Source organism: Pseudomonas nitroreducens, assembly GCF_024170165.1.
GTDB lineage: Bacteria > Pseudomonadota > Gammaproteobacteria > Pseudomonadales > Pseudomonadaceae > Pseudomonas > Pseudomonas nitroreducens_C.
Map to the genome: position 1 here is coordinate 392,804 of NZ_JALJXP010000001.1, position 23,324 is coordinate 416,127.

General features: G+C 63.9%; 22 protein-coding genes. 3 read left to right on the top strand and 19 right to left on the bottom strand.

The features are described from left to right. Nucleotides 1-2: 2 nt before the first annotated feature. From J2T47_RS01715 to J2T47_RS01760, 10 genes are all read right to left on the bottom strand, one after another. Nucleotides 3-323, bottom strand: a complete 321-nt coding sequence (locus J2T47_RS01715) for a hypothetical protein (protein WP_253441874.1) — start codon at nt 321-323, stop codon at nt 3-5. A gap of 32 nt (nt 324-355) precedes the next feature. Further along, nucleotides 356-1,852, bottom strand: coding sequence for an acetyl-CoA hydrolase/transferase family protein (locus J2T47_RS01720; RefSeq protein WP_253441876.1), 1,497 nt, complete (start codon nt 1,850-1,852; stop codon nt 356-358). Nucleotides 1,853-2,038: 186 nt separating this feature from the next. Beyond that, complete coding sequence (locus tag J2T47_RS01725; protein WP_253441878.1) at nt 2,039-3,475, bottom strand: NAD(P)(+) transhydrogenase (Re/Si-specific) subunit beta; 1,437 nt, start codon at nt 3,473-3,475, stop codon at nt 2,039-2,041. Nucleotide 3,476: 1 nt separating this feature from the next. Beyond that, the gene (locus J2T47_RS01730) at nt 3,477-3,791 is read right to left on the bottom strand and encodes an NAD(P) transhydrogenase subunit alpha (RefSeq protein WP_015474896.1); all 315 of its coding nucleotides are present in this window, start codon (nt 3,789-3,791) and stop codon (nt 3,477-3,479) included. 61 nt (nt 3,792-3,852) lie between these two features. Further along, a complete protein-coding gene (locus tag J2T47_RS01735; protein ID WP_253441880.1) occupies nt 3,853-4,971 on the bottom strand; it encodes a Re/Si-specific NAD(P)(+) transhydrogenase subunit alpha in 1,119 nt (372 codons plus the stop codon). A 625-nt stretch (nt 4,972-5,596) separates the two neighbouring features. After that, nucleotides 5,597-6,232, bottom strand: coding sequence for an SCO family protein (locus tag J2T47_RS01740; RefSeq protein ID WP_253441882.1), 636 nt, complete (start codon nt 6,230-6,232; stop codon nt 5,597-5,599). 137 nt (nt 6,233-6,369) lie between these two features. Next, a complete protein-coding gene (gene cyoE / locus J2T47_RS01745; protein WP_253441884.1) occupies nt 6,370-7,272 on the bottom strand; it encodes a heme o synthase in 903 nt (300 codons plus the stop codon). A 73-nt stretch (nt 7,273-7,345) separates the two neighbouring features. After that, nucleotides 7,346-8,419, bottom strand: coding sequence for a COX15/CtaA family protein (locus tag J2T47_RS01750; protein ID WP_253441886.1), 1,074 nt, complete (start codon nt 8,417-8,419; stop codon nt 7,346-7,348). Between the two features lie 52 nt (nt 8,420-8,471). Beyond that, entirely contained in the window at nt 8,472-9,035 is a 564-nt protein-coding gene (locus J2T47_RS01755; RefSeq protein ID WP_253441888.1) for a hypothetical protein, read from the bottom strand. After that, nucleotides 9,013-9,792: an SURF1 family protein gene (locus J2T47_RS01760; protein ID WP_253441890.1), complete on the bottom strand. Its 780-nt coding sequence runs from the start codon at nt 9,790-9,792 to the stop codon at nt 9,013-9,015. The genes J2T47_RS01755 and J2T47_RS01760 overlap by 23 nt, the downstream gene beginning before the upstream one ends. Nucleotides 9,793-9,836: 44 nt before the next feature. Between J2T47_RS01760 and J2T47_RS01765 the strand changes: the two genes are divergently transcribed. After that, nucleotides 9,837-10,046 (top strand): twin transmembrane helix small protein, encoded by a 210-nt coding sequence (locus J2T47_RS01765; protein WP_015474903.1) that lies wholly within the window; start codon nt 9,837-9,839, stop codon nt 10,044-10,046. 39 nt (nt 10,047-10,085) lie between these two features. Here the strand turns inward: J2T47_RS01765 and J2T47_RS01770 are convergent, their stop codons facing one another. The 4 genes from J2T47_RS01770 to coxB are packed head-to-tail and all read right to left on the bottom strand — an operon-like array spanning nt 10,086 to nt 14,336. Next, nucleotides 10,086-10,973 carry a cytochrome c oxidase subunit 3 gene (locus J2T47_RS01770; RefSeq protein WP_138213360.1) on the bottom strand — a complete coding sequence of 296 codons (888 nt, stop codon included), beginning with the start codon at nt 10,971-10,973 and terminating at the stop codon, nt 10,086-10,088. Nucleotides 10,974-10,995: 22 nt separating this feature from the next. Then, complete coding sequence (locus tag J2T47_RS01775; protein ID WP_253441892.1) at nt 10,996-11,553, bottom strand: cytochrome c oxidase assembly protein; 558 nt, start codon at nt 11,551-11,553, stop codon at nt 10,996-10,998. Between the two features lie 52 nt (nt 11,554-11,605). Continuing rightward, nucleotides 11,606-13,201, bottom strand: a complete 1,596-nt coding sequence (ctaD, locus tag J2T47_RS01780) for a cytochrome c oxidase subunit I (protein WP_184586152.1) — start codon at nt 13,199-13,201, stop codon at nt 11,606-11,608. Nucleotides 13,202-13,211: 10 nt separating this feature from the next. Further along, a complete protein-coding gene (gene coxB / locus J2T47_RS01785; RefSeq protein WP_253441894.1) occupies nt 13,212-14,336 on the bottom strand; it encodes a cytochrome c oxidase subunit II in 1,125 nt (374 codons plus the stop codon). A 417-nt stretch (nt 14,337-14,753) separates the two neighbouring features. Between coxB and J2T47_RS01790 the strand changes: the two genes are divergently transcribed. Then, the gene (locus tag J2T47_RS01790) at nt 14,754-15,398 is read left to right on the top strand and encodes a hypothetical protein (protein ID WP_253441896.1); all 645 of its coding nucleotides are present in this window, start codon (nt 14,754-14,756) and stop codon (nt 15,396-15,398) included. A gap of 3 nt (nt 15,399-15,401) precedes the next feature. Here the strand turns inward: J2T47_RS01790 and J2T47_RS01795 are convergent, their stop codons facing one another. Both J2T47_RS01795 and J2T47_RS01800 read right to left on the bottom strand, forming a co-directional pair. Next, on the bottom strand, nt 15,402-16,937 hold the full coding sequence (locus tag J2T47_RS01795) for a SulP family inorganic anion transporter (protein WP_253441898.1): 1,536 nt from the start codon (nt 16,935-16,937) through the stop codon (nt 15,402-15,404). A gap of 198 nt (nt 16,938-17,135) precedes the next feature. Continuing rightward, on the bottom strand, nt 17,136-17,852 hold the full coding sequence (locus tag J2T47_RS01800; RefSeq protein ID WP_253441900.1) for a carbonic anhydrase: 717 nt from the start codon (nt 17,850-17,852) through the stop codon (nt 17,136-17,138). A gap of 403 nt (nt 17,853-18,255) precedes the next feature. Between J2T47_RS01800 and J2T47_RS01805 the strand changes: the two genes are divergently transcribed. Beyond that, complete coding sequence (locus J2T47_RS01805; RefSeq protein ID WP_253441902.1) at nt 18,256-19,266, top strand: hypothetical protein; 1,011 nt, start codon at nt 18,256-18,258, stop codon at nt 19,264-19,266. A 1-nt stretch (nt 19,267) separates the two neighbouring features. On the opposite strand, the gene J2T47_RS01810 is transcribed toward J2T47_RS01805, so the two are convergent. From J2T47_RS01810 to J2T47_RS01820, 3 genes are all read right to left on the bottom strand, one after another. Further along, a complete protein-coding gene (locus J2T47_RS01810; protein WP_253441904.1) occupies nt 19,268-20,326 on the bottom strand; it encodes a PA0069 family radical SAM protein in 1,059 nt (352 codons plus the stop codon). A 188-nt stretch (nt 20,327-20,514) separates the two neighbouring features. After that, nucleotides 20,515-21,552, bottom strand: coding sequence for an acyltransferase family protein (locus J2T47_RS01815; RefSeq protein WP_253441906.1), 1,038 nt, complete (start codon nt 21,550-21,552; stop codon nt 20,515-20,517). 111 nt (nt 21,553-21,663) lie between these two features. Continuing rightward, nucleotides 21,664-23,268 (bottom strand): inorganic phosphate transporter, encoded by a 1,605-nt coding sequence (locus tag J2T47_RS01820; protein WP_301295360.1) that lies wholly within the window; start codon nt 23,266-23,268, stop codon nt 21,664-21,666. Nucleotides 23,269-23,324 lie beyond the last annotated feature (56 nt).

A 23,324-nucleotide genomic window follows, 5' to 3' on the forward strand; every position in this document is an offset into this window, starting at 1 on the left:
GGTCATCCTTCTCGCTTGTGGCGAGTAGTCAAGTTGCTGAATGGATTGAGCATATGATCTGACTTTTCAGTCAGAGATGACAGGTACAGTTGCGCTGTATTGCGGCTGGTCAGCCGATTGTAATTTTGAACTGTAATGGTCTTTTTCAGGGCGAACTGTACCGTTGCGCTCCATTCTGGTGCGCAATTGGCGGGCGTCTGAGGTTTTTCGAGGGTGCCGGCCAGGGTGGCGGCGGGGGAAGCTGAACAGTTGGAGCGGGATAAAAATCTGTTCAGGAGTGTTTTTACGTGGTTTTTTTTTGGCTGTAAACCCTTGCGGGCCATTCATTGCTGAATGACCCGCAAAGCGTCTGCAGTCAGCTCGCTGCCAGCATGTGGCCGCGTTCTTCCAGATTGATATGCCACTCCAGGGCCTCGCGCAGGATGTGCGGGGTGTGGCCGCCGCGCTCGCAGGCGGCATCGAAGTAACTGTTCAGGGCGTCGCGGTAGGACGGGTGCACACAGTTGTCGATGATCACCCGGGCGCGCTCGCGCGGCGCCAGGCCACGCAGGTCGGCCAGACCGACCTCGGTGACGAGGATGTCGACGTCGTGCTCGGTGTGGTCGACGTGGCTGACCATCGGCACAACGCTGGAGATGTTGCCGCCCTTGGCGATGGACTTGGTCACGAAGATGGCCAGGTGCGCGTTGCGGGCGAAGTCACCCGAGCCGCCGATGCCGTTCATCATCTTCGTGCCGCCCACGTGGGTGGAGTTCACGTTGCCGTAGATGTCGAATTCCAGCGCGGTGTTGATGCCGATTATCCCTAAGCGACGGACCACTTCGGGGTGGTTGGAGATCTCCTGCGGACGCAGTACCAGCTTGTCCTTGTAGCGCTCCAGGTTGCCGAACACATCGGAGTTGCGGCGCGCCGACAGGGTGATGGAGCTGCCCGAGGCGAAGCGCAGCTTGCCGGCGTCGATCAGATCGAAGGTCGAGTCCTGCAGTACTTCGGAGTACATGGTCAGGTTCTCGAAGGGTGACTCGATCAGGCCGCACATCACCGCGTTGGCGATACTGCCGATACCGGCCTGCAGCGGGCCGAGGCTGTTGCTCATGCGGCCGGCGTCCACTTCACGCTTGAAGAAGTCGATCAGGTGGTTGGCGATGCCCTGGGTCTCGTCGTCCGGCGGCAGCACGGTGGACGGCGAGTCCGCCTGGTCGTTGACGACGATGGCGACGATCTTTTCTGCCGGGATCGGGATGGCGGTGCTGCCGATGCGGTCATCGACCTTGGTCAGCGGGATCGGCGTGCGGGTTGGCCGGTAGGTCGGGATATAGATGTCGTGCAGGCCTTCCAGGTTGGGGTTGTGCGCAACGTTGATCTCGACGATCACCTGCTTGGCGAAGATCGCGAAGCTGGCCGAGTTGCCCACCGAGGTGGTCGGCACGATGTGGCCTTCCTCGGTAATGGCGACGGCTTCGATGACGGCGATGTCCGGCAGCTTGAGCTGGTGGTTGCGCAGCTGCTCGACGGTCTCGGAGAGGTGCTGGTCGATGAACATGACCTCGCCGGCGTTGATCGCCTTGCGCAGGGTGCTGTCGACCTGGAAGGGCATGCGCCGGGCCAGCACGCCGGCTTCGGTGAGCTGCTTGTCGAGGTCGTTGCCCAGGCTGGCGCCGGTCATCAGGCTGATGCGCAGCGGCTCCTGCTTGGCGCGCTCGGCGAGGGCCTTGGGTACGGCTTTGGCTTCGCCGGCGCGGGTGAAACCGCTCATGCCGACGGTCATGCCGTCCTTGATAAGGGCCGCGGCCTGGTCGGCAGTCATCACCTTGTCCAACAGGGAGGACATACGCACGCGATCACGGAACATGGGAAAACCTCGGGCAGTAGGAAGTGCGAGGCCGCCAGTCTAGGGACTCGGCGATTTTTGGCTCTTATACCAAGGTCGAAAAATCGCGCGGCCGGGGCCTTCTTACTACCAATGTCCAGCGCTTTTCCCATCGCTGGAAAGCAAGACACCGGCGCGAGGCCGGTGTCTTGTGGATCGACGGTCGTCTTATTCGACGGCCTTGACCATGTCTTCGATGACTTTCTTGGCGTCGCCGAAGACCATCATGGTCTTGTCCAGGTAGAACAGTTCGTTGTCCAGGCCGGCGTAGCCGCTGGCCATCGAGCGCTTGTTGACGATCACGGTCTTGGCTTTGTAGGCCTCGAGGATCGGCATGCCGGCGATCGGCGACTTCGGATCGTTCTTCGCGGCCGGGTTCACCACGTCGTTGGCGCCCAGTACCAGCACCACGTCGGTCTGGCCGAACTCGGAGTTGATGTCTTCCATCTCGAACACCTGCTCGTAAGGCACTTCGGCCTCGGCGAGCAGGACGTTCATGTGGCCCGGCATACGACCGGCAACCGGGTGGATGGCGAACTTCACGTTGACGCCGCGATGGGTCAGCTTCTCGGCCAGTTCCATCAGCGCGTGCTGGGCACGGGCCACCGCCAGGCCGTAGCCAGGGACGATGATCACGCTGTCGGCGTTGGTCAGCAGGAAGGAGGCGTCGTCGGCCGAACCGGATTTCACCGGGCGGGCTTCCTTCGCACCGGCCGGGCCGCCAGCGTCCGCTTCGGCGCCGAAGCCACCGAGGATGACGTTGAAGAACGAGCGGTTCATCGCCTTGCACATGATGTAGGAGAGGATCGCGCCCGAGGAGCCCACCAGGGAACCGGCGATGATCAGCATCGAGTTGTTCAGCGAGAAGCCGATACCTGCCGCGGCCCAGCCGGAGTAGGAGTTCAGCATCGACACCACGACCGGCATGTCGGCGCCGCCGATCGGGATGATGATCAGCACGCCGAGGATGAAGGCCAGGGCCAGCATCACGACGAAGGCGGTGAGGTTACCGGTGAACATGAACAGCAGGCCCAGGCCCAGGGTGGTCAGGCCCAGCACCAGGTTGAGCATGTGCTGGCCGGTGAACTGCACCGGGGCGCCCTGGAACAGGCGGAACTTGTACTTGCCCGACAGCTTGCCGAAGGCGATCACCGAACCGGAGAAGGTGATGGCGCCGATGGCCGCGCCGAGGAACAGTTCCAGGCGGTTACCGGTCGGGATGGTATCGCCCAGGTTCTGCACGATGCCCAGCGACTGCGGCTCGACCACGGCGGCGATGGCGATGAACACGGCGGCCAGGCCGATCATGCTGTGCATGAAGGCGACCAGTTCCGGCATCTTGGTCATCTCGACGCGCTTGGCCATGATCGAACCGGCGGTGCCGCCGGCCAGCAGGCCGATGATCACGTAGACGATGCCGGTGGTGGCGATTTCGCTGCTGATCTTGAACACCAGGGCCACGGTGGTCAGCGCGGCGATGGCCATGCCGATCATGCCGAACAGGTTGCCGCGGCGCGACGTGGTCGGGTGCGAAAGGCCTTTCAGGGCCTGGATGAAGCAGACCGAGGCGATGAGGTAGAGGAGGGTGACGAGGTTCATGCTCATGTCAGTGCTTCTCCGCCTTCGGCGCTTTCTTCTTGAACATTTCCAGCATGCGGCGGGTGACCAGGAAGCCACCGAACACATTCACTGCAGCCAGGGCCACGGCCAGGGTGCCCATGGCCTTGCCCAGCGGGGTGACGGTCAGGGCGGCGGCCAGCATGGCGCCGACGATGACGATGGCCGAGATGGCGTTGGTCACTGCCATCAGCGGGGTGTGCAGGGCAGGGGTGACGTTCCAGACCACGTGGTAGCCGACGTAGATCGCCAGCACGAAGATGATCAGGTTGTAGATGCCGTGGGAGATCAGCATGTCTTCCATAGTTTCTCACCGGTCTTCAGGGCCGGACGCGGGGTCCGGCGCGTTCTTATATAAGAAGGGCTCAGCCGTTCTTGCGCACGATCTGGCCGTCGCGGCACATCAGGCACGCGGCGACGATGTCGTCTTCCAGGTTCACCGTGAAGCCTTCGGCGGTCAGGGTGAGCTTGAGGAAGTCGAGCAGGTTGCGTGCGTAGAGTGCGGAGGCATCCGCCGGCACCAGCGCGGCCAGGTTGCTCAGGCCGACGATGGTCACGCCGTGCTTGACCACGACCTGGTCGGCCTCGGTCAGCGGGCAGTTGCCGCCCTGGGATGCCGCGAGGTCGATGACCACCGAGCCCGGCTTCATTTCGGCGACGGTAGCCTCATGCAGCAGGGTCGGCGCCTTGCGGCCCGGAATCAGCGCGGTGGTGATGACGATGTCCGACTGCTTGGCGCGTTCGTGCACGGCCTTGGCCTGGCGCTCCATCCACGAGGCCGGCATCGGGCGGGCGTAGCCGCCAACGCCTTCGGCGCACTCGCGCTCTTCGTCGGTCTCGTAGGGCACGTCGACGAACTTGGCGCCGAGGGACTCGATCTGCTCCTTCACTGCCGGGCGTACGTCCGACGCCTCGATCACCGCACCCAGGCGCTTGGCCGTGGCGATGGCCTGCAGGCCTGCAACGCCAGCGCCGAGGATCAGCACGCGGGCGGCCTTAACGGTGCCGGCGGCGGTCATCAGCATGGGCATGAAGCGCGGGTAGTGGTGGGCAGCGAGCAGCACGGCCTTGTAGCCGGCGATGTTGGCCTGGGAAGAGAGCACGTCCAGGCTCTGCGCGCGGGAAGTACGCGGCGCGGCCTCCAGGGCGAAGGCGGTGACGCCGTGTTCGGCCATGCGGGCGATGTTCTCGTTGTTGAACGGGTTGAGCATGCCGATCAGCACGGTACCCGGCTTCATCTGCGCCAGCTCGCTTTCGCTGGGCGCGACAACCTTCAGCACAAGCTCCGAACCGTAGGCATCGGCGGCAGTGCCGATCTTCGCGCCAACGGCTTCATAGGCGGCATCCGGCTGGCTGGCGCTGACGCCCGCACCGCTCTGAATGACGACCTGATGGCCCTGCCCGATCAGTTTCTTGACCGTCTCCGGCGTTGCTGCGACCCGCGTCTCACCGGCTTGGGTCTCGAGGGGTACACCGATCTGCACTTGCAAATCTCCTGCGTGATCCTGGGATTGTCCGGGCTACTACGTTGGCGACCCGGGTTTTGAACTGGCAACGGTCTGCTTTTGTTTTAAGAGCTTATTTTGTGACCGGGCTGTGACCCGGTGGCCGCGGCATTGTGCAATCGAACCTGGAGGGCATCAAGAAGTTCTGGAGTGGTACTAAGCGATAACTACAAGTCACGTTTGGACCCGTAGTTTTCCGGTCGCCACCGAGGCCGCGTGGACCCTGGCGTTAAGCCTAATTGCCTATTGTGACCGGACGGAAATGTCATCCTCGCCGTGAATGACCCCCCATCAGAGGCTCCCCATGCCCACCGAAAGGCCCGGTAATCCTGCAACAGGCTCAGGCATAGGTGTTAATTAATGTTTCTAATATGGAGTATGAGTCATTCCTGATGCCTGATTTCCTGTAGCAGATTTTTTACATTGACTACGGGGTCAGGAAAAGCTGCAGAAAGCCTCAGGGCCGCGTGTTGCAACGCGCCAGAGCCTTGCAGTGAGGTTTAGCAGAAAGTCGGGATTTGTCTGCTGGAGGGACGAATGACGCAGAAAAAACAACGGCCACCGCTATCGGGTGGCCGCTGGGGGTGAGACACGGTGTCGCGGGTCAGTGGTTCGTGCCGATCACGCCGGGCAGCTGGGCGACCAGCTTGTCGTTGTGCAGCGGGGCGCGGATGAAGCCGTGCTGGGTGTTGTCCGGGCCGATGATGACCAGGTTGCCGCTGTGGTCGACGGTGTAGTTGGGCTTGCTGGTGTCGGCCGGGATGTAGGGGATGCTCATGGCGTTGGCCAGCTTCTGCACGTTCTCTTCCGAGCCGGTGATGCCCTTGAAGCCGGCGTTGAAGAAGCCGAGGTATTCCTTGAGGCGCGGCGCGGTATCGCGGTGCGGGTCGACGCTGACGAATACCACCTGGAGGTTCTTCGCGACTTCCGGCGGCAGCTTGGTCTGCAGCTCGCGCAGCTGCGCCAGGGTGGTGGGGCAGACGTCCGGGCAGAAGGTGTAGCCGAAGAACAGCAGGGACCACTTGTCCTTCAGGCTGGCGGTCTGGAATGGCTGACCGTCCTGGTCGGTGAAGGTGAGGTCGGGGACGCTGCGGGTCTGCGGCAGGATGACGATGCCGGCGTCCAGCAGCGCGGCCGGGTCGAGCTGGTGGCGCTGGTTGAGCACCTTCTGCACGGTGAGGCCGAGGATCAGGGCGACGATGGCGACGAGGATGAAGACGGTCTTGTTGACTCGGGACATGGGGTTCTCGTGGGTCGGGACGTCTGGGCTTGAGGCTGCTGTTCGTGCCGCGCCCCTGCATGGCGGGGGTGCGGCGATGTTCGCGAGCAAGCTCGCTCCTGCGGGAGAGTTAGGTGCAGGAGCGAGATCGCGAACCCTCAGTAGTTCAGGTGCAGCGGCAGGTAGTGGTCCACCAGCAGCGCGATGAACAGCAGGAACAGGTAGGCGATAGAGTACTTGAAGGTCTTGATCGCCGCATGGGGTCGGCTGCCGCAGTAGAGCGCCCAGGCCCAGTCGAGGAAGCGCGCGCCGAGGGCCAGTGCGGCGAGCAGGTAGACCAGCCCGGCCATGTGGATGGCGAAGGGCATCAGCGTTACGGCGAACAGCACCAGGGTGTAGAGCAGGATGTGCAGCTTGGTGTAGTGCTCGCCGTGGGTCACCGGCAGCATCGGGATGTCGGCTTTGGCGTATTCGTCCTTGCGGTGCAGGCACAGCGCCCAGAAGTGCGGCGGGGTCCAGGCGAAGATGATCAGCACCAGCAGCAGCGGCTCGGCGGAGACCTGCCCGGTCACCGCGACCCAGCCCAGCAGCGGCGGGGCGGCGCCGGCGAGGCCGCCGATCACGATGTTCTGCGGTGTGGCGCGCTTGAGGAAGCCGGTATAGAGCGCCGCGTAGCCGAGCAGCGAAGCCAGCGTCAGCCAGGCCGTCAGCTCATTGGTGAACACCAGCAGTACCGCCATCCCGGCCACCGACAGCAGCATGGCGAAGCCCAGCGCGATGGGCGGCGAGACGCGTCCTTCAGCCAGCGGGCGCTTGTGGGTGCGCGCCATGATCGAGTCGATGCGCCGGTCCACCACGTGGTTCACCGCTGCCGCGCCGCCGGCGCACAGACCGATGCCGAGGTTGCCGAACACCAGCACCTGCCAGGGCACCCCGGCCTTGGTGGCGAGCAGCATGCCGATCAGCGAGGTGATCAGCATGAGCAGCACGACCTTGGGTTTGGTCAGTTCGAGCAGGTCGCGCCAGCTGGCTTGGCTGGAAGTGCTGATGACGCTGGCCATGGGCATTTCTCCTGACTTCTTTTAGGGGGACCGGCGCGCCGCGGCGCCGGCCATCGTGCTCAACCGTGCAAGGTCATCCCTGCGAGGGATAGGCTACCGGTCTCTCCAGTGCGTCCAGGGTGATCGGGCTGCTGGCGGGCAGCTGGACGTGTTTTGCCGCGGGCGCGCGAACCCGGAAATTCACCAGCACCAGCATCAGCAGCAGGAAGGCGCCGCCGCCGTTGTGCGCCACCGCTACCGGCAGCGGCAGGTGCAGCAGTACGTTGCTGATGCCCAGGCCGATCTGCAGGGAAAGTCCCAGCAGCATCAGCGCCGTGATGCCGATCAGACCGTGGCGCTGGAGGTTCCAGGCCAGCAGCAGTATCACCGCGGTGACGCACAGCGCGCCCATGCGGTGGGTCATGTGGATGGCCGTGCGGGCGTCGCTGTCGAGCTGGCCGCCCAGGTAGTTCGGGCCGATGTGCTGGGTGAGGTGGAAGCCATTGGCGAAGTCCATGTTCGGCCACCACTCGCCGTGGCACATCGGCAGGTCGATACAGGCCACCGCCGCGTAGTTGCTGCTGACCCAGCCGCCGAGGGCGATCTGCCCGACTACCATCAGCAGCGCCAGGGCCGCCAGCGCGCGCAGCTTCGAGGGCAGCTGCAGCGGGGCGAAGGCACCGGACAGGCGCAGGCTGAGCAGGAACAGCAGCGACAGCGTGGTGAAGCCGCCGAGAAGGTGCGCGGTGACCACCTGCGGCCAGAGCTTGAGGGTGACGGTCCACATGCCGAACGCCGCCTGGGCGATCACCACTGCGAGCAGCACCAGCGGCAGGCGCATCGGCTGGCCGTCGCGGCCACGGCGCAGCAGTGCGTGCACCGCCAGCCCGAGGATCAACAGGCCGAGGCTGCCGGCGAAGTAGCGGTGGATCATCTCGTTCCAGCCCTTCTGCGCCTCCACCGGTGAGTCGGGGAAGTGCATTTCGGCGTGGGCCAGCTGTGCTTCGTTCAGCGGCACGTGGACGAAGCCGTAGCAGCCGGGCCAGTCCGGGCAGCCGAGGCCGGCGTGGGTCAGGCGGGTGTAGGCGCCCAGCAGGATGACCACGAAGGCCAGCGCCGTAGCCAGCACGGCGAGGTAGAAGGCGGGTTTGCGTCTTGCCTGGATCATGCGTCGCTCCCGATCTTGTTGTTGTCGTGGGGCTGGCGATGTCTCGACCGGCTTAACCGATGTTGGAAAGTTTCAGCAGCAACTGCAGGTCCTTGAGGATCGACTTGCCGTTGGCCTTGGCGTCGTAGCGCAGCACCAGGTTGCCGTGGGGGTCGACGATCCACAGTTGCGGCTGCGCGCCAGTGTGCTGGTTGGGCGTCAGGCCCAGGCGCTGCAGGCGCGGGTAGTCCTTGTCGAGCAGGCCGGTGAATTCGACCGGCAGCGGTTTGGCGAAGGCCAGTGCATGTTCGGCGCGGCTGGCTTCGCGGCCCAGGCCGATGTTGATCTGGCGCGCAAGGTAGACCAGTTGCTGGCAGTCGCTGGTGCAGGTTTCCGGCGCGGTCACCAGCAGCTGCCACTGGTCGCTGGCCTTGTCGTCCTGCACGCCGAGATCGGCCGGGGTCTGCCCGGTGGCGATCAGGTCGCCGTGGTAGCTGCGGCCTTCCGGCACCCAGAACTGCAGCTTGTACATGGCGGTGGCGAGCAGCATCGGCCCCAGCACGAAACCGAGGATCAGCAGCAGTTGCACGCGCCCGCGGCGGCGGGCAGTGGAGTCAGGCAGAGTCATGGCGGTCATGGTCAAGTGTCTCCCGTGCGCGACGGATGCCGAGGTAGAGGTAAAGGGCGGAAAGCGCGATGGCTAGGGCGAACCACTGCACGGCATAGCCGACGTGGCGCTCCGGGGGCATGGCGACGATCGGCCAGTCGGTGTCGAAGGCGGCGTCGCCCGGCTCCAGGCGGATTTCCAGCGGGCTGCCTTCACGGCCGAGCTGGTCCCACAGGAACGCGGCGTCCACCTGGGTGATCAGGCGCGGCCAGCTGGCGGCCGGGGCGCTCGGAGTGGCGGCTGCAGGGACGTAGGTCCAGGCATCCAGCAGCAGGTCGTGATTGGGCGTGTCGACTTTCGGCGGCACGCGGCGGTCGGGCCAGGGCACCCAACCGCGGTTGACCAGCAGCCACTGGTGGCCGATGCGGTCGAAGAAGGGCTGCAGCACCTCGACGCCGGCCTGGCCGTTGCGCGTGCGGTTGTCGAGCAGGGCGGTGTGTTCGGCGTCGAGCTGGCCTTGCAGGCGCACGCGGACGTAGCTGCGCGGCGGCTGGCGTTCGAGCTCGGCGATGCTGATCGGGTCCTGTTCGCGCTGGACTTCGGCGGCGGCGAGCAGGGTGCGTTTTTCGGCGGCGCGGGAGAGTTGCCAGAAGCCCAGGCCGATCAGCACCGGCAGCAGCGCGAGGACCACCAGGGTCGGCGCGAGGCCGGGCCGGAAGGCGCGCGTGGCGCGGCCTTGCCGTTCTGGATCAGAGCCGTGCTCAGATGCGTGCTGGCTATACTGCAAGACATCCCCCTCAACCCCAGTCCCCTGCGGACAGGAGGCCGGTAGTGCTCAAAGCTGCGATCGTTCTGTTGTTGCTGGCGACCGTCGTCAGTCTGTTCAGTGGCCTGTTCTTTCTGGTCAAGGACGAGGGCCACGGTTCGCGGGTGGTCAACGCGCTGACCGTGCGTGTCACCCTGACTGCCCTGACCGTCGCTCTCATCGCCTGGGGTTTCTTCAGCGGCCAACTCGGCAGCTCCGCCCCCTGGCACTTCTGATCTCAAAAAGGCGCGGGCCAAGGCCCGCGCCACCGCGCTTCACAGCACGTAAACGAAGATGAACAGCCCGATCCACACCACGTCGACGAAGTGCCAGTACCAGCTGGCGGCCTCGAAGCCGAAGTGTTTGTCGGCGTCGAAGTGCCCGCGGATGATGCGGATCAGCATGATGCTCAGCATGATTGCGCCAATGGTCACGTGGGCGCCGTGGAAGCCGGTGAGCATGAAGAAGGTTGCGCCGTAGATACCCGAGCCCAGGGTCAGGCCCAGCTCGCTATAGGCCTCGTGGTACTCGTAGGCCTGCAGCACGATGAAGCAGGCACCCAGCGCCACGGTCGCCGCCAGCCACATCTTCAGCGGGCCGCGATGGTTCTTCTTCAGCGCGTGATGGGCGAAAGTCACGGTGAAGCTGGAGGTGACCAGCAGCAGGGTGTTGATCAGCGGCAGCTTCCACGGATCGATCACTTCCTTGGGCGGCGGGAACAGCTTGTTGTCCGGGTTGTTCAGCTGTGGCCAGCCGGTCTCGAACTGCGGCCAGAGCATGTGCGAGATGCCGTGGTGACCCTCGCCGCCCAGCCACGGGTTGACGAAGTGGCGTACGTAGAACAGCGCACCGAAGAAGGCGGCGAAGAACATCACCTCGGAGAAGATGAACCAGCTCATGCCCCAGCGGAACGAGCGGTCCATCTGCGGGCTGTAGAGTCCGCCGCGGCTTTCCTTGATGACGTTGCCGAACCAGCCGAACAGCATGTACGCCAGGATCAGCCCGCCGGCGAAGAAGATCCACGGGCCGTGGGAGTGCTCCTTGCCGGCGCTCATGTCGTTCATCCAGGTGCCGACGCCAAACATTGTCACCAGCATGCCGATGGTGGCGATGATCGGCCACTTGCTCTGCGCGGGGACGTAATAGGGATCGTGGGTTGCCATTGTTCTTGTTCTCCTTTGCCCTTCAGCGCTCGTTACTGGCCACGGGTGGCTTGCGGGCAGTGATGTCGAACAGCGTGTAAGCAAGCGTCAGGTGACGCACATCCTTGGGCAGGTCGCGGTCGACGATGAAGCGCACCGGCATTTCGATGCGCTCGCCCGGCTGCAGCACCTGCTGGGTGAAGCAGAAGCATTCGGTCTTGTGGAAGTAGGTGGCCGCCACCGACGGCGCAATGCTCGGGATCGCCTGGGCAGTCATCGGCTTGTCGGTGGGGTTGTGGGCGACGAACAGCATCTGGTTCACCGCGCCCGGATGCACCACCAGTTGCTCGGCCTCGGGGTGGAATTCCCAGACCATGTCGATGTTGTTGTTGGCGACGAACTGGATCTTCACCTCGCGCGACTGATCGACCACCTGGCCGTCGCCCTGGTAGGCGCTGCCGGAAGTCTTGCCGTTGATGCCCAGTGCCTTGCACATCACGTCGTACAGCGGCACCAGGGCGAAGCCGAAGGCGAACATGGCGACCACGGCTATGACCAGCCGGGTCACCAGCTTGCGCGTTTCGATGTTGCCGTCGCTCATGGTTTGCTCCTCCACCGCGGGAGCGGCCGATGCCGCTCCCGCCGCTGTGGGTTCACTTCACTTCCGGAGGCGTGCTGAAGGTGTGGTACGGCGCCGGCGAGGGAATGGTCCATTCCAGGCCTTCCGCGCCATCCCACGGCTTGGCCGGGGCCGGCGGGCCGCCGCGGATGCACTTGATGACGATGAACAGGAACAGCAGCTGCGTGGTGCCGAACATGAATGCGCCGATGGACGAGACCATGTTGAAGTCGGCGAACTGCAGGTTGTAGTCCGGAATCCGCCGCGGCATGCCGGCCAGCCCGACGAAGTGCATCGGGAAGAACGCCATGTTCATGCCGATGAAGCTCATCCAGAAGTGCAGCTTGCCCAGGGTCTCGTCGTACATGTGGCCGGTCCACTTCGGCAGCCAGTAGTAGGCCGAGGCGAAGATGCCGAAGATTGCGCCGGGCACCAGCACGTAGTGGAAGTGCGCCACCACGAAGTAGGTGTCCTGGTACTGGAAGTCCGCCGGGGCGATGGCCAGCATCAGGCCGGAGAAGCCGCCGATGGTGAACAGGATGACGAAGGCCACGGCAAACAGCATCGGCGTCTCGAAGGTCAGCGAGCCCTGCCACATGGTCGACGCCCAGTTGAACACCTTCACCCCGGTGGGCACGGCGATCAGCATGGTCGCGTACATGAAGAACAGCTCGCCCACCAGCGGGATGCCCACCACGAACATGTGGTGCGCCCACACGACGAAGGACAGGAAGGCGATCGAGGCGGTGGCGTAGACCATCGAGGTGTAGCCGAACAGCGGCTTGCGGCTGAAGGCCGGGATGATCGAGCTGACGGCGCCGAACGCCGGCAGGATCATGATGTACACCTCGGGGTGGCCGAAGAACCAGAACACGTGCTGGAACAGCACCGGGTCACCGCCGCCGGCTGCGCTGAAGAAGCTGGTGCCGAAGTGGATGTCCATCAGCATCATCGTCACGCAACCCGCCAGCACCGGCATCACCGCGATCAGCAGGAACGCGGTGATCAGCCAGGTCCAGACGAACAGCGGCATCTTCATCAGTGTCATGCCCGGGGCGCGCAGGTTGAGGATGGTGGCGATCACGTTGATCGCGCCCATGATCGAACTCATGCCCATCAGGTGGATGGCGAAGATGAAGAAGGTCACGCTGTGCGGCGCGAAGGTGGTGGAGAGCGGCGCGTAGAAGGTCCAGCCGAAGTTCGGGCCGCCGCCGGGCATGAACAGGGTGCTCACCAGCAGGCCGAAGGCCGCCGGCAGCAGCCAGAAGCTGAAGTTGTTCATGCGCGGCAGGGCCATGTCCGGCGCGCCGATCATCAGCGGCACCATCCAGTTGGCCAGGCCGACGAAGGCCGGCATCACCGCACCGAAGACCATCACCAGGCCGTGCATGGTGGTCATCTGGTTGAAGAACGCCGGCTCGACGATCTGCAGGCCCGGCTGGAACAGTTCGGCGCGGATCACCATGGCGAAGGAGCCGCCGAGCAGGAAGGCGCAGAAGCTGAACCACAGGTACAGCGTGCCGATGTCCTTGTGGTTGGTGGTCAATACCCAGCGCATCAGGCCCTTGGCGGGGCCGTGGTGGTGGTCGCCGGCGTGAGAATGGTCGGGGTGATCGATCACTGTACTCATCGCGGCCTCCTTATTGTTGTTTCTGCTTGTAGGCGACCACGTCCTGCGGGGTCACCATGTCGCCGTCGTTGTTGCCCCAGGCGTTGCGCTCGTAAGTGATCACCGCAGCGATGTCCACTTCCGAGAGCTGCTTGCCGAAGGCCGCCATGGCCGTGCCCTGGACGCCGTTGAACACGGTCTCCAGGTGGTGCTCCTTGGGCCCGGTGACGATCTTCGAGCCCTTGAGCGCCGGGAACATCGGCGGCATGCCCTGGCCTTCAGGCTGGTGACAGGCGGCGCAGATGGTGTGGTAGACCTTGTCGCCGCGGGCGACCAGCTCTTCCTTCGTCCATTCCTTACTGGTCAGCTCCTTGAGCTTGACCGCCTCTTCCTTGCGCTCGGCCAGCCACTTGTCGAACTCGGGCTTGGACTTCACGTCCACCACGATGGGCATGAAGCCGTGGTCCTTGCCGCACAGCTCGGCGCACTGGCCACGGTAGATGCCCGGCTGGTCGACCTTGGTCCAGGCCTCGTTGACGAAGCCGGGAATGGCGTCGCGCTTGACCGCGAAGGCCGGCACCCACCAGGAGTGGATCACGTCGCTGGAGGTGACCAGGAAGCGCACCTTGACCCCGGCCGGCAGCACCAGCGGGTTGTCCACCTCCAGGAGGTAGTGCTCGTCCTTGTCGGCCTTGTTGTGGATCTGGTCCTGGGGCGTGGCGAGGTTGGAGAAGAACTCCACGTCCTGGCCCAGGTACTTGTACTGCCACTTCCACTGGTAGCCGGTGACCTGCACGTCCAGCTCGGGCTCCGAGGTGTCGTACATGTGGATCAGCGTCTTGGTGGCCGGCACGGCCATCACCACCAGGATCAGGAAGGGAATGACGGTCCAGAGGATTTCCACCGTGGTGCTCTCGTGGAAATGCGCGGGCTGCTGCCCGGTGGACCGGCGGTGGACGATCATCGACCAGAACATCGCGCCGAAGACGACGATGCCGATGACCACGCAGATCCAGAAGATCGTCATGTGCAGATCGAAAACGTTACGGCTGACTTCTGTCGCACCGGGGGTCATGTTGACCGTCCAGGCGGCGTTTGCCTGACTGAAAGCCAAGAGCAAAAGGAAGCCCATCCAGACTCGTGGATGTCGCAGCATTCGGGTTCCCCTTATCGTTGTTTTTATCCCGCCGGCATAGCGCCCTGGCTGCGATCCCCATTCCAGAGGGATCGAGCCTGAACAAGCCAACGGCCAAGGGAGTGACCGCCAAGACAACTTACTTTGACGTCGTACCTCGGCAGCACGCAGGGCAGGCCGGGTCCATCAGGTTTTCGGTGTGTCGAAGCGGAGTATAGCCACGGGTTGCGACATAACAACGCAGAGTAAAAACTCTGTTTGAAAGACCGAAGTGCGATCTCAAAGCCACGGACGGCGCGGCTTTGGAGTACCATGCTGGCCGTCTGATATGCCGCGTCGGCATAAACAGTTCATGAATATGACAATCGCGTCTTAGCTACGCCCGGGGTGCGGCTAAGGTCTTTCTTCACTTTCCAAACCCGTTGTCTTGGAGCTGTCATGAACACCGCTGCACTGCGTGAGCTGATCCGGAATGCCCACCTGCTCGAATCCCGCCATGGCCATCTCGCCCGCCTGATCCAGAGCCAACTGCAAAGCCTGCACAAGAGCATCGCCCTGACCGGCGAGGACCCCAGCGGCACGCTGACACGCTTCGTCCACGCCTACATCGAGCAGGTGCCGGACTTCCTCGACGCCGCCAACTCGGTGGCCCGCGCCGCCGGTATCGAGGACCGCATCAAGCCGGTGCTCAAGCTCGCCGAACAGTTCTTCCTCACCCCACCCGCGCTGCTCGATGGCCACGACGGCCTCGACGCGCTGCTGGACGAGGCCTACCTCGCCCACCGCCTGGTGGAAGAGGTGAACGACCGCTACATCGCCCACTTCAACCAGCCGCTGATCCCGCTGGACACCACCGTGGCCAACCTGGTGGCGCACCAGCTGATCGGCGAGCCCTTCGCCAACCAGCTGGATGAAGCGGTGCACCACGCGGTCAACGGCATGCTCGACGACAGCACCTTCAACGCCGAATCCGCTGTCAGCTACCGCGCCAGCCTCAATGACCCGCAGGTGGTCATGGCCTGGCAGCAGTGGCCGTGCCTGTCGCGGCAGTTCGGTGTGGAGCTGGAGCTGGGCCGCGACTGAGGCTCAGCCCGCGCCCTGTAACGCACGCACCCGGCCCTCCACGCGGCGGCGCAGCCCATGGCCCTCGATGGACAGCCGGCAGCCGCTTGCCGCGGCGCTGCGGCCCCAGTCTTCCAGCAACTCCATGCACGCGTGGTCGATGTAGCTCAGGTGCTGCAACGGCACGCGCAGGTGCGTGCCGGGTTTGACTGATTGCAACGCCTGGGACAGCGCCGGCACCTTGAGGAAGGTGGCAGCGCCAACCAGGCGCAGCTCGGCGCCGTTGCCCTCATCGTCGTAGCGCAGGTTGATCTTCAGCCGCGCGGCCTTGAACACCAGCTTCAATACCGTCAGCGCAAAGCCCAGCAGCACGCCGGTCAGCAGGTCGGTGGCAACGATGGCCAGCGCAGTCGCCGCGTGCACCAGTACCGGCATGCGCCCATAGCGGCCCAGCGAGCGCAGCGCCTTCAGGTCCACCAGCTTGATCCCGGTGTAGACCAGCACGCCGGCCAGGCTGGCGATGGGGATCTGCCGCAGCAGCCCGCCCAGCAGCACGACGAACGCCAGCAGCCACAGCCCGTGGAAGATCGCCGAGGCGCGGCTGCGTGCGCCGGCCTGTACGTTGGCTGAGCTGCGCACTATCACCCCGGTCATCGGCAGCGCGCCGACCAGCCCGCAGAGCATGTTGCCCACGCCCTGAGCACTCAGTTCACGGTCCATGTCCGAGCGCGGGCCGCTGTGCATGCGGTCCACGGCGGCGGCCGAGAGCAGTGTCTCGGCGCTGGCGATAAAGGCCACCACCACGGCGGCCAGCAGCAGTGTCGGATCGAGCAGTGCCGCAAGGTCGCTCGGGCGGACCCAGTCGATGGCGTCGCCGAGATTCTGCGGCACGCTCACCCGCAACACATCGAGTGGCAGCACGATGCTCACCAGCGTCGCCAGGCTCACGCCGATCAGCGCGCCGGGCAGCATGCGTAGCCGTCCTGGTTTGAAGCGGTCCCACAGCGCCATGCAGGCCATGGTGCCCAGCCCGAGCAGCGCTGCATCGAAGCCGCTGGTTTCGGAGAGCAGCGCCGCCGGGAAGGCCAGCAGGTTATCCAGCCCGGACGCCTGCGGCTTGAGGTCGAGCATGACGTGGACCTGCGACAGCACGATAAGAATGCCGATGCCCGCGAGCATGCCGTAGACCACGGCCGGCGAGGTCACGCGGAACCAGCAGCCCAGACGCAGCCTGCCCGCCAGCAGTTGCAGCGCGCCAGCCAGCAGCAGGATCGGTCCGAGCATGGCCAGGCCGTGGGTGCGCACCAGCTCGAAGACCAGCACCGCGAGTCCCGCCGCCGGGCCGCTGACCTGCAAGGGTGAGCCGGCGAGGAAGCCGACCACCAGGCCACCGATGATGCCGGTCACCAGGCCCTTGGCCGGCGGCATGCCCGAGGCGATGGCGATACCCATGCACAGCGGCAGGGCAACGAGAAAGACCACGACCGACGCGAGCAGATCACGTGGCAGTGCCTGGCGCAGTTGGGAAAAAGCGGATGGAACAGAGTGGGAGGCCGACATGGCGCTGTTCTCCTTCGAGGCATTTTTCGGGCGCGCGAAAGCCCACGACGCCGGTCTCGACCGCATCGACACGCGCAATTCAGGGGGATGGCGAACGCGGTGGGAGCGTGCGCCTCAGGCAGGGATCAACAAGAAAGGAGGGCGCGGCGTTTGTTCTGCTGGGCCGCCACGCCCTGGGAGCGTACCGGTATCAGCCGCTTACTGGGGGGAATAGCGCGGGCGCGGGGTCGCACTCGGCGTCGGGCCTTCGCCGTCGAGCGGACGGAAACGACCTTCCTGGGCGTCGTAGGCCTTGATGGCGCTGGTCTCGATGTCATACACCCAGCCATGGATGAACAGCTGGCCGGAAGCCAGGCGCGCGGCCACGGACGGGTGGGTCTTCAGGTGATCCAGCTGGGCGACCACGTTTTCCTCGGTGAGGATTCCCAGGTGTTCCTGGGTGGCGCAACCGCAGGTCTGCGCGACCACGGTACGGGCGACTTCAGCGTGGCGCAGCCACACCTTCACCGTCGGCATGCTTTCCAGGCTCTGCGGATTCAGCACCGCTTTCATCGCGCCGCAATCGGAATGACCGCAGACGATGATGTGCTGCACGCCCAGGGCCATCACCGCGAACTCGATGGCGGTGGACACGCCGCCGTTCATCTGGCCGTACGGCGGCACCACGTTGCCGACGTTGCGGGTGACGAACAGGTCGCCCGGCGAGCTCTGGGTGATCAGCTCGGGGACGATGCGCGAGTCGGCACAGGTGATGAACATGGCGCGCGGGTTCTGCGCGTGGGCCAGCTTCTTGAACAGTTCTTCCTGCTGCGGGAAGACCTCATGGCGGAACTGGCGGAAGCCCTCGACGATATGGCGAAGCGCCTCGTCGGCCGTTTCGTGGGCGTGATCCTCACCGTGCGTTTTGTCGTTCATGTATCAGCCTCGAAGAGTGACGAAGAATTTTCCCACGTCAGCCGACGCTCTCCCTGGGGAGAAAAGGCACAGACGTGGGAAAAAATCTGACGTGACCGCTGGGTCACTTTGTGCTCAAACCCTAGACGGAGAAGATTAAACCAAAATTAAAAAACCGCTCTGGAATGAGCTTTTGCATGATGTTTCGCCGACATTCCAAGATGATATCGGCAAGCTATCATGGCGATAAAATGTCACAGGGCCAGTGTGACGGCAGCGATATTCTGCCTAAAGGCAATATGACATTATCCGTTGCAGATTCTGTCAGACCCGGACCACCGGGCCTGACGCTTGGTCAGGATGACGAGCGTGGCGCACGACGCCGGACCCTTCCCCAGTCCCCCCCGAAAACAAGGATGTGACCATGCAAGACATCTACAGGATGGCCGGCAACGCGGCCGCGAGCGCGGTGCAAACGGTCAGCGGCGGCGAGCTGCTGATGCCGATGTTCCACTGCCTGGAGCCCGATGGCCGGCTCAAGATGGTGGTGCTGATGGCGGACACCGGCGAGGAGGCCATGCAGGCCGGCCAGCGCATGTACCAGGAGAACACCCAGCAGGCGCTGGGCGCGGTGTGGATCGTCGATGGCTTCGTGACCCACAAGGAGGTCGGCAAGGTCGATGCGCTGATTCTCAACGTTGTTTCCTACGCCGAGCCGCGCCGCGAGATGCAGCTGGCCGTTCCCTATCGCCATGCCCACAGCCATGAAGGTTTCGCCGTGTTCAAGCCCAAGTTGCTGGGCGTGACCGGCATCGCCCAGGACGAGCTGCAACCGCTGATCGACGCCTTCTACCAGGGCCGCGACGAGAACGCCGAGGGTCGGGCGATCTGGAAGGAGCACCAGCAGGACCAGATCACCGGCATGAGCGGCTTCGCCGGCTTCTCCGGCGAGGACTGGAAGCACCTGCGCGAGGCGCCCGTGGCGATCTTCTGCATGGTCGCCAGTGCCGACGGCGAGATCGATGCCAAGGAGGCCGCGGCCTTCGGCAAGCTGTTCAAGGAGTCCGGCAAGTACCCCAGCGTGCTGATGCAGCGCGTGATGACCGAACTCAGCCCGGATACGCCCAGCGGCCGCGCGGTGCTGATGGATTTCCTGCAGCGCTTCACCGACCCCCAGTTCAACCGCCTGCAGTACCTGGTCGACGTCAACCGACTGCTCGGACAGCAGGCCAGCGACACTGACGCGGCAGCCTTCAAGGCCGACCTGCTGGCGCTGGGCAAGGCCGTGGCGGAGTCCTCCGGCGGCGGCTTCTTCGGCTTCGGCAGCAAGGTCAGCAAGGAGGAGAAGAACGTGCTGGTGGTCATCGAGAGGCTGCTCAACTCGCCGCTGCAGCTCGCCCAGATGATGGCGGACCTGGTGGCGCCCGACCGCTGATTCAGAACAGGCTCATCTGGCTGCGCGGCGGCGCGAATGCCGTGCAGTCCAGGCCGAAGCTGCCGCGCCGGTTCAGGCCCAGGCGGCGCATGGCGACCTCGAAGCGCTTGGCCAGCAGATCGGCGAACGGGCCTTCGCCACGGAAGCGGTGGCCGAAGCGGCTGTCGTAGATTTCCCCGCCGCGCAGTTGGCGGATCAGGCTCATCACATGGCTGGCGCGCTGCGGGTAGTGCACCGCCAGCCACTCCTCGAACAGCGGGCCGACCTCGCGTGGCAGGCGCAGCATCATGTAGCTGGCGCTCTGGGCACCGGCGTCGTGGGCGGCTTCGAGCAGAGCCTCCAGTTCGCGGTCGTTGATCATCGGGATCATCGGCGAACACAGCACACCCACCGGGATGCCGTGCTCGCGCAGCACTCGGATCGCCCGCAGGCGCGCGGAGGGCGCGGCGGCGCGGGGTTCAAGGATGCGCTTGAGCTCGTCGTCCAGGGTGGTCAGGCTGATCATCACCCCCACCAGCTTGTGCTGCGCCAGTTCGGCCAGCAGGTCGAGGTCGCGCAGGATCAGCGAACCTTTGGTGACAATGGTCACTGGATGACGATAACGCAGCAGTACCTCGAGGATCTGCCGCGTCAGGCGCTGCTGGCGCTCGATGGGCTGGTACGGGTCGGTGTTGGCGCCCAGATTGATCGGCGCGCAGACATAGCCCTTGCGGCTCAGATCCTCTTCCAGCACCTCGGCGGCGTTGGTCTTGGCGATCAGCTTCGTTTCGAAATCCAGCCCCGGTGACAGGTCCCAGTAGGCGTGGCTTGGCCGTGCATAGCAGTAGATGCAACCGTGCTCGCAGCCGCGATAGGGATTGATCGAACGGTCGAACGGCAGGTCCGGCGACTGGTTGCGCGAGATCACCGACTTTGCCCGCTCGCTGCGGATTTCGGTCACCTGGGGCTTGGGCACTTCGTCGTACCAGTCGTTATCCACAGGCACCGAGGTGGTCGGCGCGAAGCGGTTGTGCGGATTGCTGGCGGTGCCCCGGCCGCGGGGTGGAAGGGAAGTGCTCATGTGGGAAAGCTCTGAAGGTTTGCTGTATATAAATACAGTAATCCACTGAGTTTTCCACAGCCAGCATTACCTGCTCGGCGGTTGGATTGCCCTATGGTTGTTCGTCAGAGCAGCCGGGTGAACAGTGCGTAGGGCGCATAACGCACCAGCGTTATCCACCACCGGGCTGATCTGGGTCGTAGGGGTCCCTAGACCCCGGACGCCGCTTTGGATGCAGTGGCTTTGACTCCAGTGGATTTGAGTCGCCCTCTGATTCTCTGTATAGGCACCTCGATGCTCTTGACGATCAGATTGCAGAGCACGAGTGATACGAACAGGGTGACGATAAAATTCTGAATCCCCGGGATGGACGAACCATTGATGGGTGCACCAAAGATCAGCATCGAGCATACGAAGCCAACCTGCCAGTGCATCAGGTAAAGTGGGTAGCTGAAATCGCCCAGGATTTTGTCGAGCTTTTTAAATCTGGTTGGAGCGGTTGTGTTGATCAGCAAGATTATCAATGTGGCATTGAGTATATAGTTTGTGTAGAAGCAAATAACCGCCACAGTATTCGCCATTCCTTCGCGGCCGAATATCAATGCTGCCGCACAATTCATGATTAAAAGTGTCAGCACGCCGGTGGTCAAGGCGGATTTATTGTGTCGGGAGATAAATGAATTGAGTAGTTCCTGGTAATGGAAAATCATGGCGCCCAGCGAAAATGCCAGCGTGCCAGCGAATATGAAATCGTATCTATATCCGTAGCCTAGTCCCAGAACGTGCGTTGTAAGCATGAAAACCATGCTGCTGAGAAACCAGATGGTCGTTGACCTTCTGGTGCGAGAGATCCCCAAGGCAATCAATGCATAGAAGAAGATCTCCACGGTCAAGGCCCAGGTCGGCGGAGATACTCTCGGCAGCACGGTCGTAGGGAAAGTGCTCCAGTATGTCAATGTCAGGTTTTGCAGCCATTGAGAAAGATTGCCAGGGATGAACATGAATGCCCGGTATGTTTTTGAGTTTTCCTCTCCTAACCAGAATATGGCCAGGATCGAGAACGCCAGAACAATCCAGTATGCCGGGTATAAGCGTAGAATTCTGTTCAGGCAGAAGCGTCCGACCCCGCTTGCTGAGTATCCGTAGGTTTTCACCATTATCAGCGTCATCAGATAGCCGCTCAGTATGAAAAAACCATGAACGGCGTAGTGGCCGAGAATTGGGATTGCAAGCAAATGGTTGGTCACAACAGTCAACGATAGGCAGAATCTATAGAGTCCAAACATTATTTTCGCGATTCGGAAGGTATGGGGTCAGTTCTGATCAGGATCTTGATCAACTGTAATTGGTTTCCAATTCTAAATCATCTTTGAAAACAGGATGTACAGCCCCGCCGCCAGCCCGATGGCGGCCGGTAGCGTCAGTACCCAGGCCAGTAGCATGTTGCGGATGGTCGGCCATTGCAGCCCGCTGCCGTTGGCCGCCATGGTGCCGGCCACGCCGGAAGAGAGCACCTGGGTGGTCGACACCGGCAGGCCGAAGCCGTCCGCCGCGCCGATGGTGAGCATGGCTACCAGCTGCGCCGAGGCGCCCTGTGCATAAGTCAGCGGGGTCTTGCCGATGCCCTCGCCGACCGTGGTGACGATGCGCCGCCAGCCCACCAGTGTGCCCAGGCCAAGCGCCAGGGCGACCGCAACCTTCACCCACACCGGGATGAAGCGGATGGTGCGGTCGGCCTCGGCGCGCAGCGCCTGCAGGCTGCTCCAGGTGTCCAGTTCGAAGTGCTGGCCGCTGCGGTCCAGCAGGCGGATGGTTTCCAGGCTCAGGTAGAGGTCGTTGCGCAGGTCCTTCACTTCTTCGGCGGGCACCTTGTCCAGCTGCCCGTAGCGTTCCAGGCGCGCACCGACAGCGCCGATCACGCTGCCCAGCGACGGCAGCAATTCCGGCCGCACTACCTCATCCTCCTGGTAGCTCAGCAGCGCCTGGCGCGGGTCCGCCGCCGGGCTGCCGCCAGAGCGGTGCAGTTGTTCCTGGCTGGCCTGGGTCAGGGCGAGCAACTGCCGGCTCTGCTCCGGGGAGTGGGCGCGATCCACCGCGAACGCGAGCGGAACGGTGGCGATCAGTATGAGCATGATCAGCCCGATGCCTTTCTGCCCGTCGTTGGAGCCATGGGCGAAGGACACGCCGGTGCAGGTCAGGATGAGGATCGCGCGAATCCACCGGGGCGGCGGCGTGCGGCCTTCCGGGGCGTGGAACAGCGCGCGGTTGCGGATGGTCGAACTCGCCACCCGCAGCAGCACGAAGGCGGCGAAGAAGCCCACTACCGGCGAGAGGAACAGCGCATAGCCCACCGTCAGCAGCTGCGACCAGGCATTGCCGGACAGGCCCAGATGCCCGGCCATGGCGCCGTGGGCCAGGCCGATGCCGACGATGGAGCCGATCAGCGTGTGCGACGAGGATACCGGCAGGCCCAGCCACCAGGTGCCGAGGTTCCACAGGATCGAGGCGATCAGCAGGGCGAAGATCATCGCCAGCCCGGCGCTGCTGTCCACCTTGAGCAGCAGGTCCAGCGGCAGCAGCGAGACGATGGCGAAGGCCACCGCACCGCTGGAGAAGAGCACGCCGAGGAAATTCCACAGCCCCGACCAAGCCACCGCGAAGCGCGGCGGCAGGGCGTTGGTGTAGATCACCGTGGCCACCGCGTTGGCGGTGTCGTGGAAGCCGTTGATGAACTCGAAGCCCAGGGCGATCAGCAGCGCGATCACCAGTACCACCACCGACCAGCCCGGTTCCAGGTGCGTGCCGCTGGTGTGGATGTCGTGCCCGAGCGCGGCGAAGGTGAATACCAGGGCGGCAGCCAGCAGCAGGAAGAAGGTCAGGCGCCCCTTGAGTCCGTGGGTCTCGCGCAGCACCGGGCTGATCGGGAACTGCGTCAGGCGCGAGGCGCGCATCACCTCGAGCATGCCAAAGCGGTCAAGCACGGGGGCGCTTCCTTCGGGTCGGTGGCGGCATCTGGCGG

Excerpts from the sequence above, each read along its gene's own strand:
- J2T47_RS01800 (WP_253441900.1), bottom strand. The coding sequence starts at position 17,852 with ATGAACGACAAAACGCACGGTGAGGATCACGCCCACGAAACGGCCGAC.
- J2T47_RS01755 (WP_253441888.1), bottom strand. The coding sequence starts at position 9,035 with ATGACCGCCATGACTCTGCCTGACTCCACTGCCCGCCGCCGCGGGCGC.
- J2T47_RS01790 (WP_253441896.1), top strand. The coding sequence starts at position 14,754 with ATGAACACCGCTGCACTGCGTGAGCTGATCCGGAATGCCCACCTGCTC.
- J2T47_RS01795 (WP_253441898.1), bottom strand. The coding sequence starts at position 16,937 with ATGTCGGCCTCCCACTCTGTTCCATCCGCTTTTTCCCAACTGCGCCAG.
- J2T47_RS01725 (WP_253441878.1), bottom strand. The coding sequence starts at position 3,475 with ATGAGCATGAACCTCGTCACCCTCCTCTACCTCATCGCCTCGGTCTGC.
- cyoE (WP_253441884.1), bottom strand. The coding sequence starts at position 7,272 with ATGGCCAGCGTCATCAGCACTTCCAGCCAAGCCAGCTGGCGCGACCTG.
- J2T47_RS01730 (WP_015474896.1), bottom strand. The coding sequence starts at position 3,791 with ATGGAAGACATGCTGATCTCCCACGGCATCTACAACCTGATCATCTTC.
- J2T47_RS01810 (WP_253441904.1), bottom strand. The coding sequence starts at position 20,326 with ATGAGCACTTCCCTTCCACCCCGCGGCCGGGGCACCGCCAGCAATCCG.
- J2T47_RS01805 (WP_253441902.1), top strand. The coding sequence starts at position 18,256 with ATGCAAGACATCTACAGGATGGCCGGCAACGCGGCCGCGAGCGCGGTG.
- J2T47_RS01715 (WP_253441874.1), bottom strand. The coding sequence starts at position 323 with ATGGCCCGCAAGGGTTTACAGCCAAAAAAAAACCACGTAAAAACACTC.
- J2T47_RS01775 (WP_253441892.1), bottom strand. The coding sequence starts at position 11,553 with ATGAGCGACGGCAACATCGAAACGCGCAAGCTGGTGACCCGGCTGGTC.
- coxB (WP_253441894.1), bottom strand. The coding sequence starts at position 14,336 with ATGCTGCGACATCCACGAGTCTGGATGGGCTTCCTTTTGCTCTTGGCT.
- J2T47_RS01770 (WP_138213360.1), bottom strand. The coding sequence starts at position 10,973 with ATGGCAACCCACGATCCCTATTACGTCCCCGCGCAGAGCAAGTGGCCG.
- ctaD (WP_184586152.1), bottom strand. The coding sequence starts at position 13,201 with ATGAGTACAGTGATCGATCACCCCGACCATTCTCACGCCGGCGACCAC.
- J2T47_RS01720 (WP_253441876.1), bottom strand. The coding sequence starts at position 1,852 with ATGTTCCGTGATCGCGTGCGTATGTCCTCCCTGTTGGACAAGGTGATG.
- J2T47_RS01740 (WP_253441882.1), bottom strand. The coding sequence starts at position 6,232 with ATGTCCCGAGTCAACAAGACCGTCTTCATCCTCGTCGCCATCGTCGCC.
- J2T47_RS01750 (WP_253441886.1), bottom strand. The coding sequence starts at position 8,419 with ATGATCCAGGCAAGACGCAAACCCGCCTTCTACCTCGCCGTGCTGGCT.
- J2T47_RS01820 (WP_301295360.1), bottom strand. The coding sequence starts at position 23,268 with ATGCTCGAGGTGATGCGCGCCTCGCGCCTGACGCAGTTCCCGATCAGC.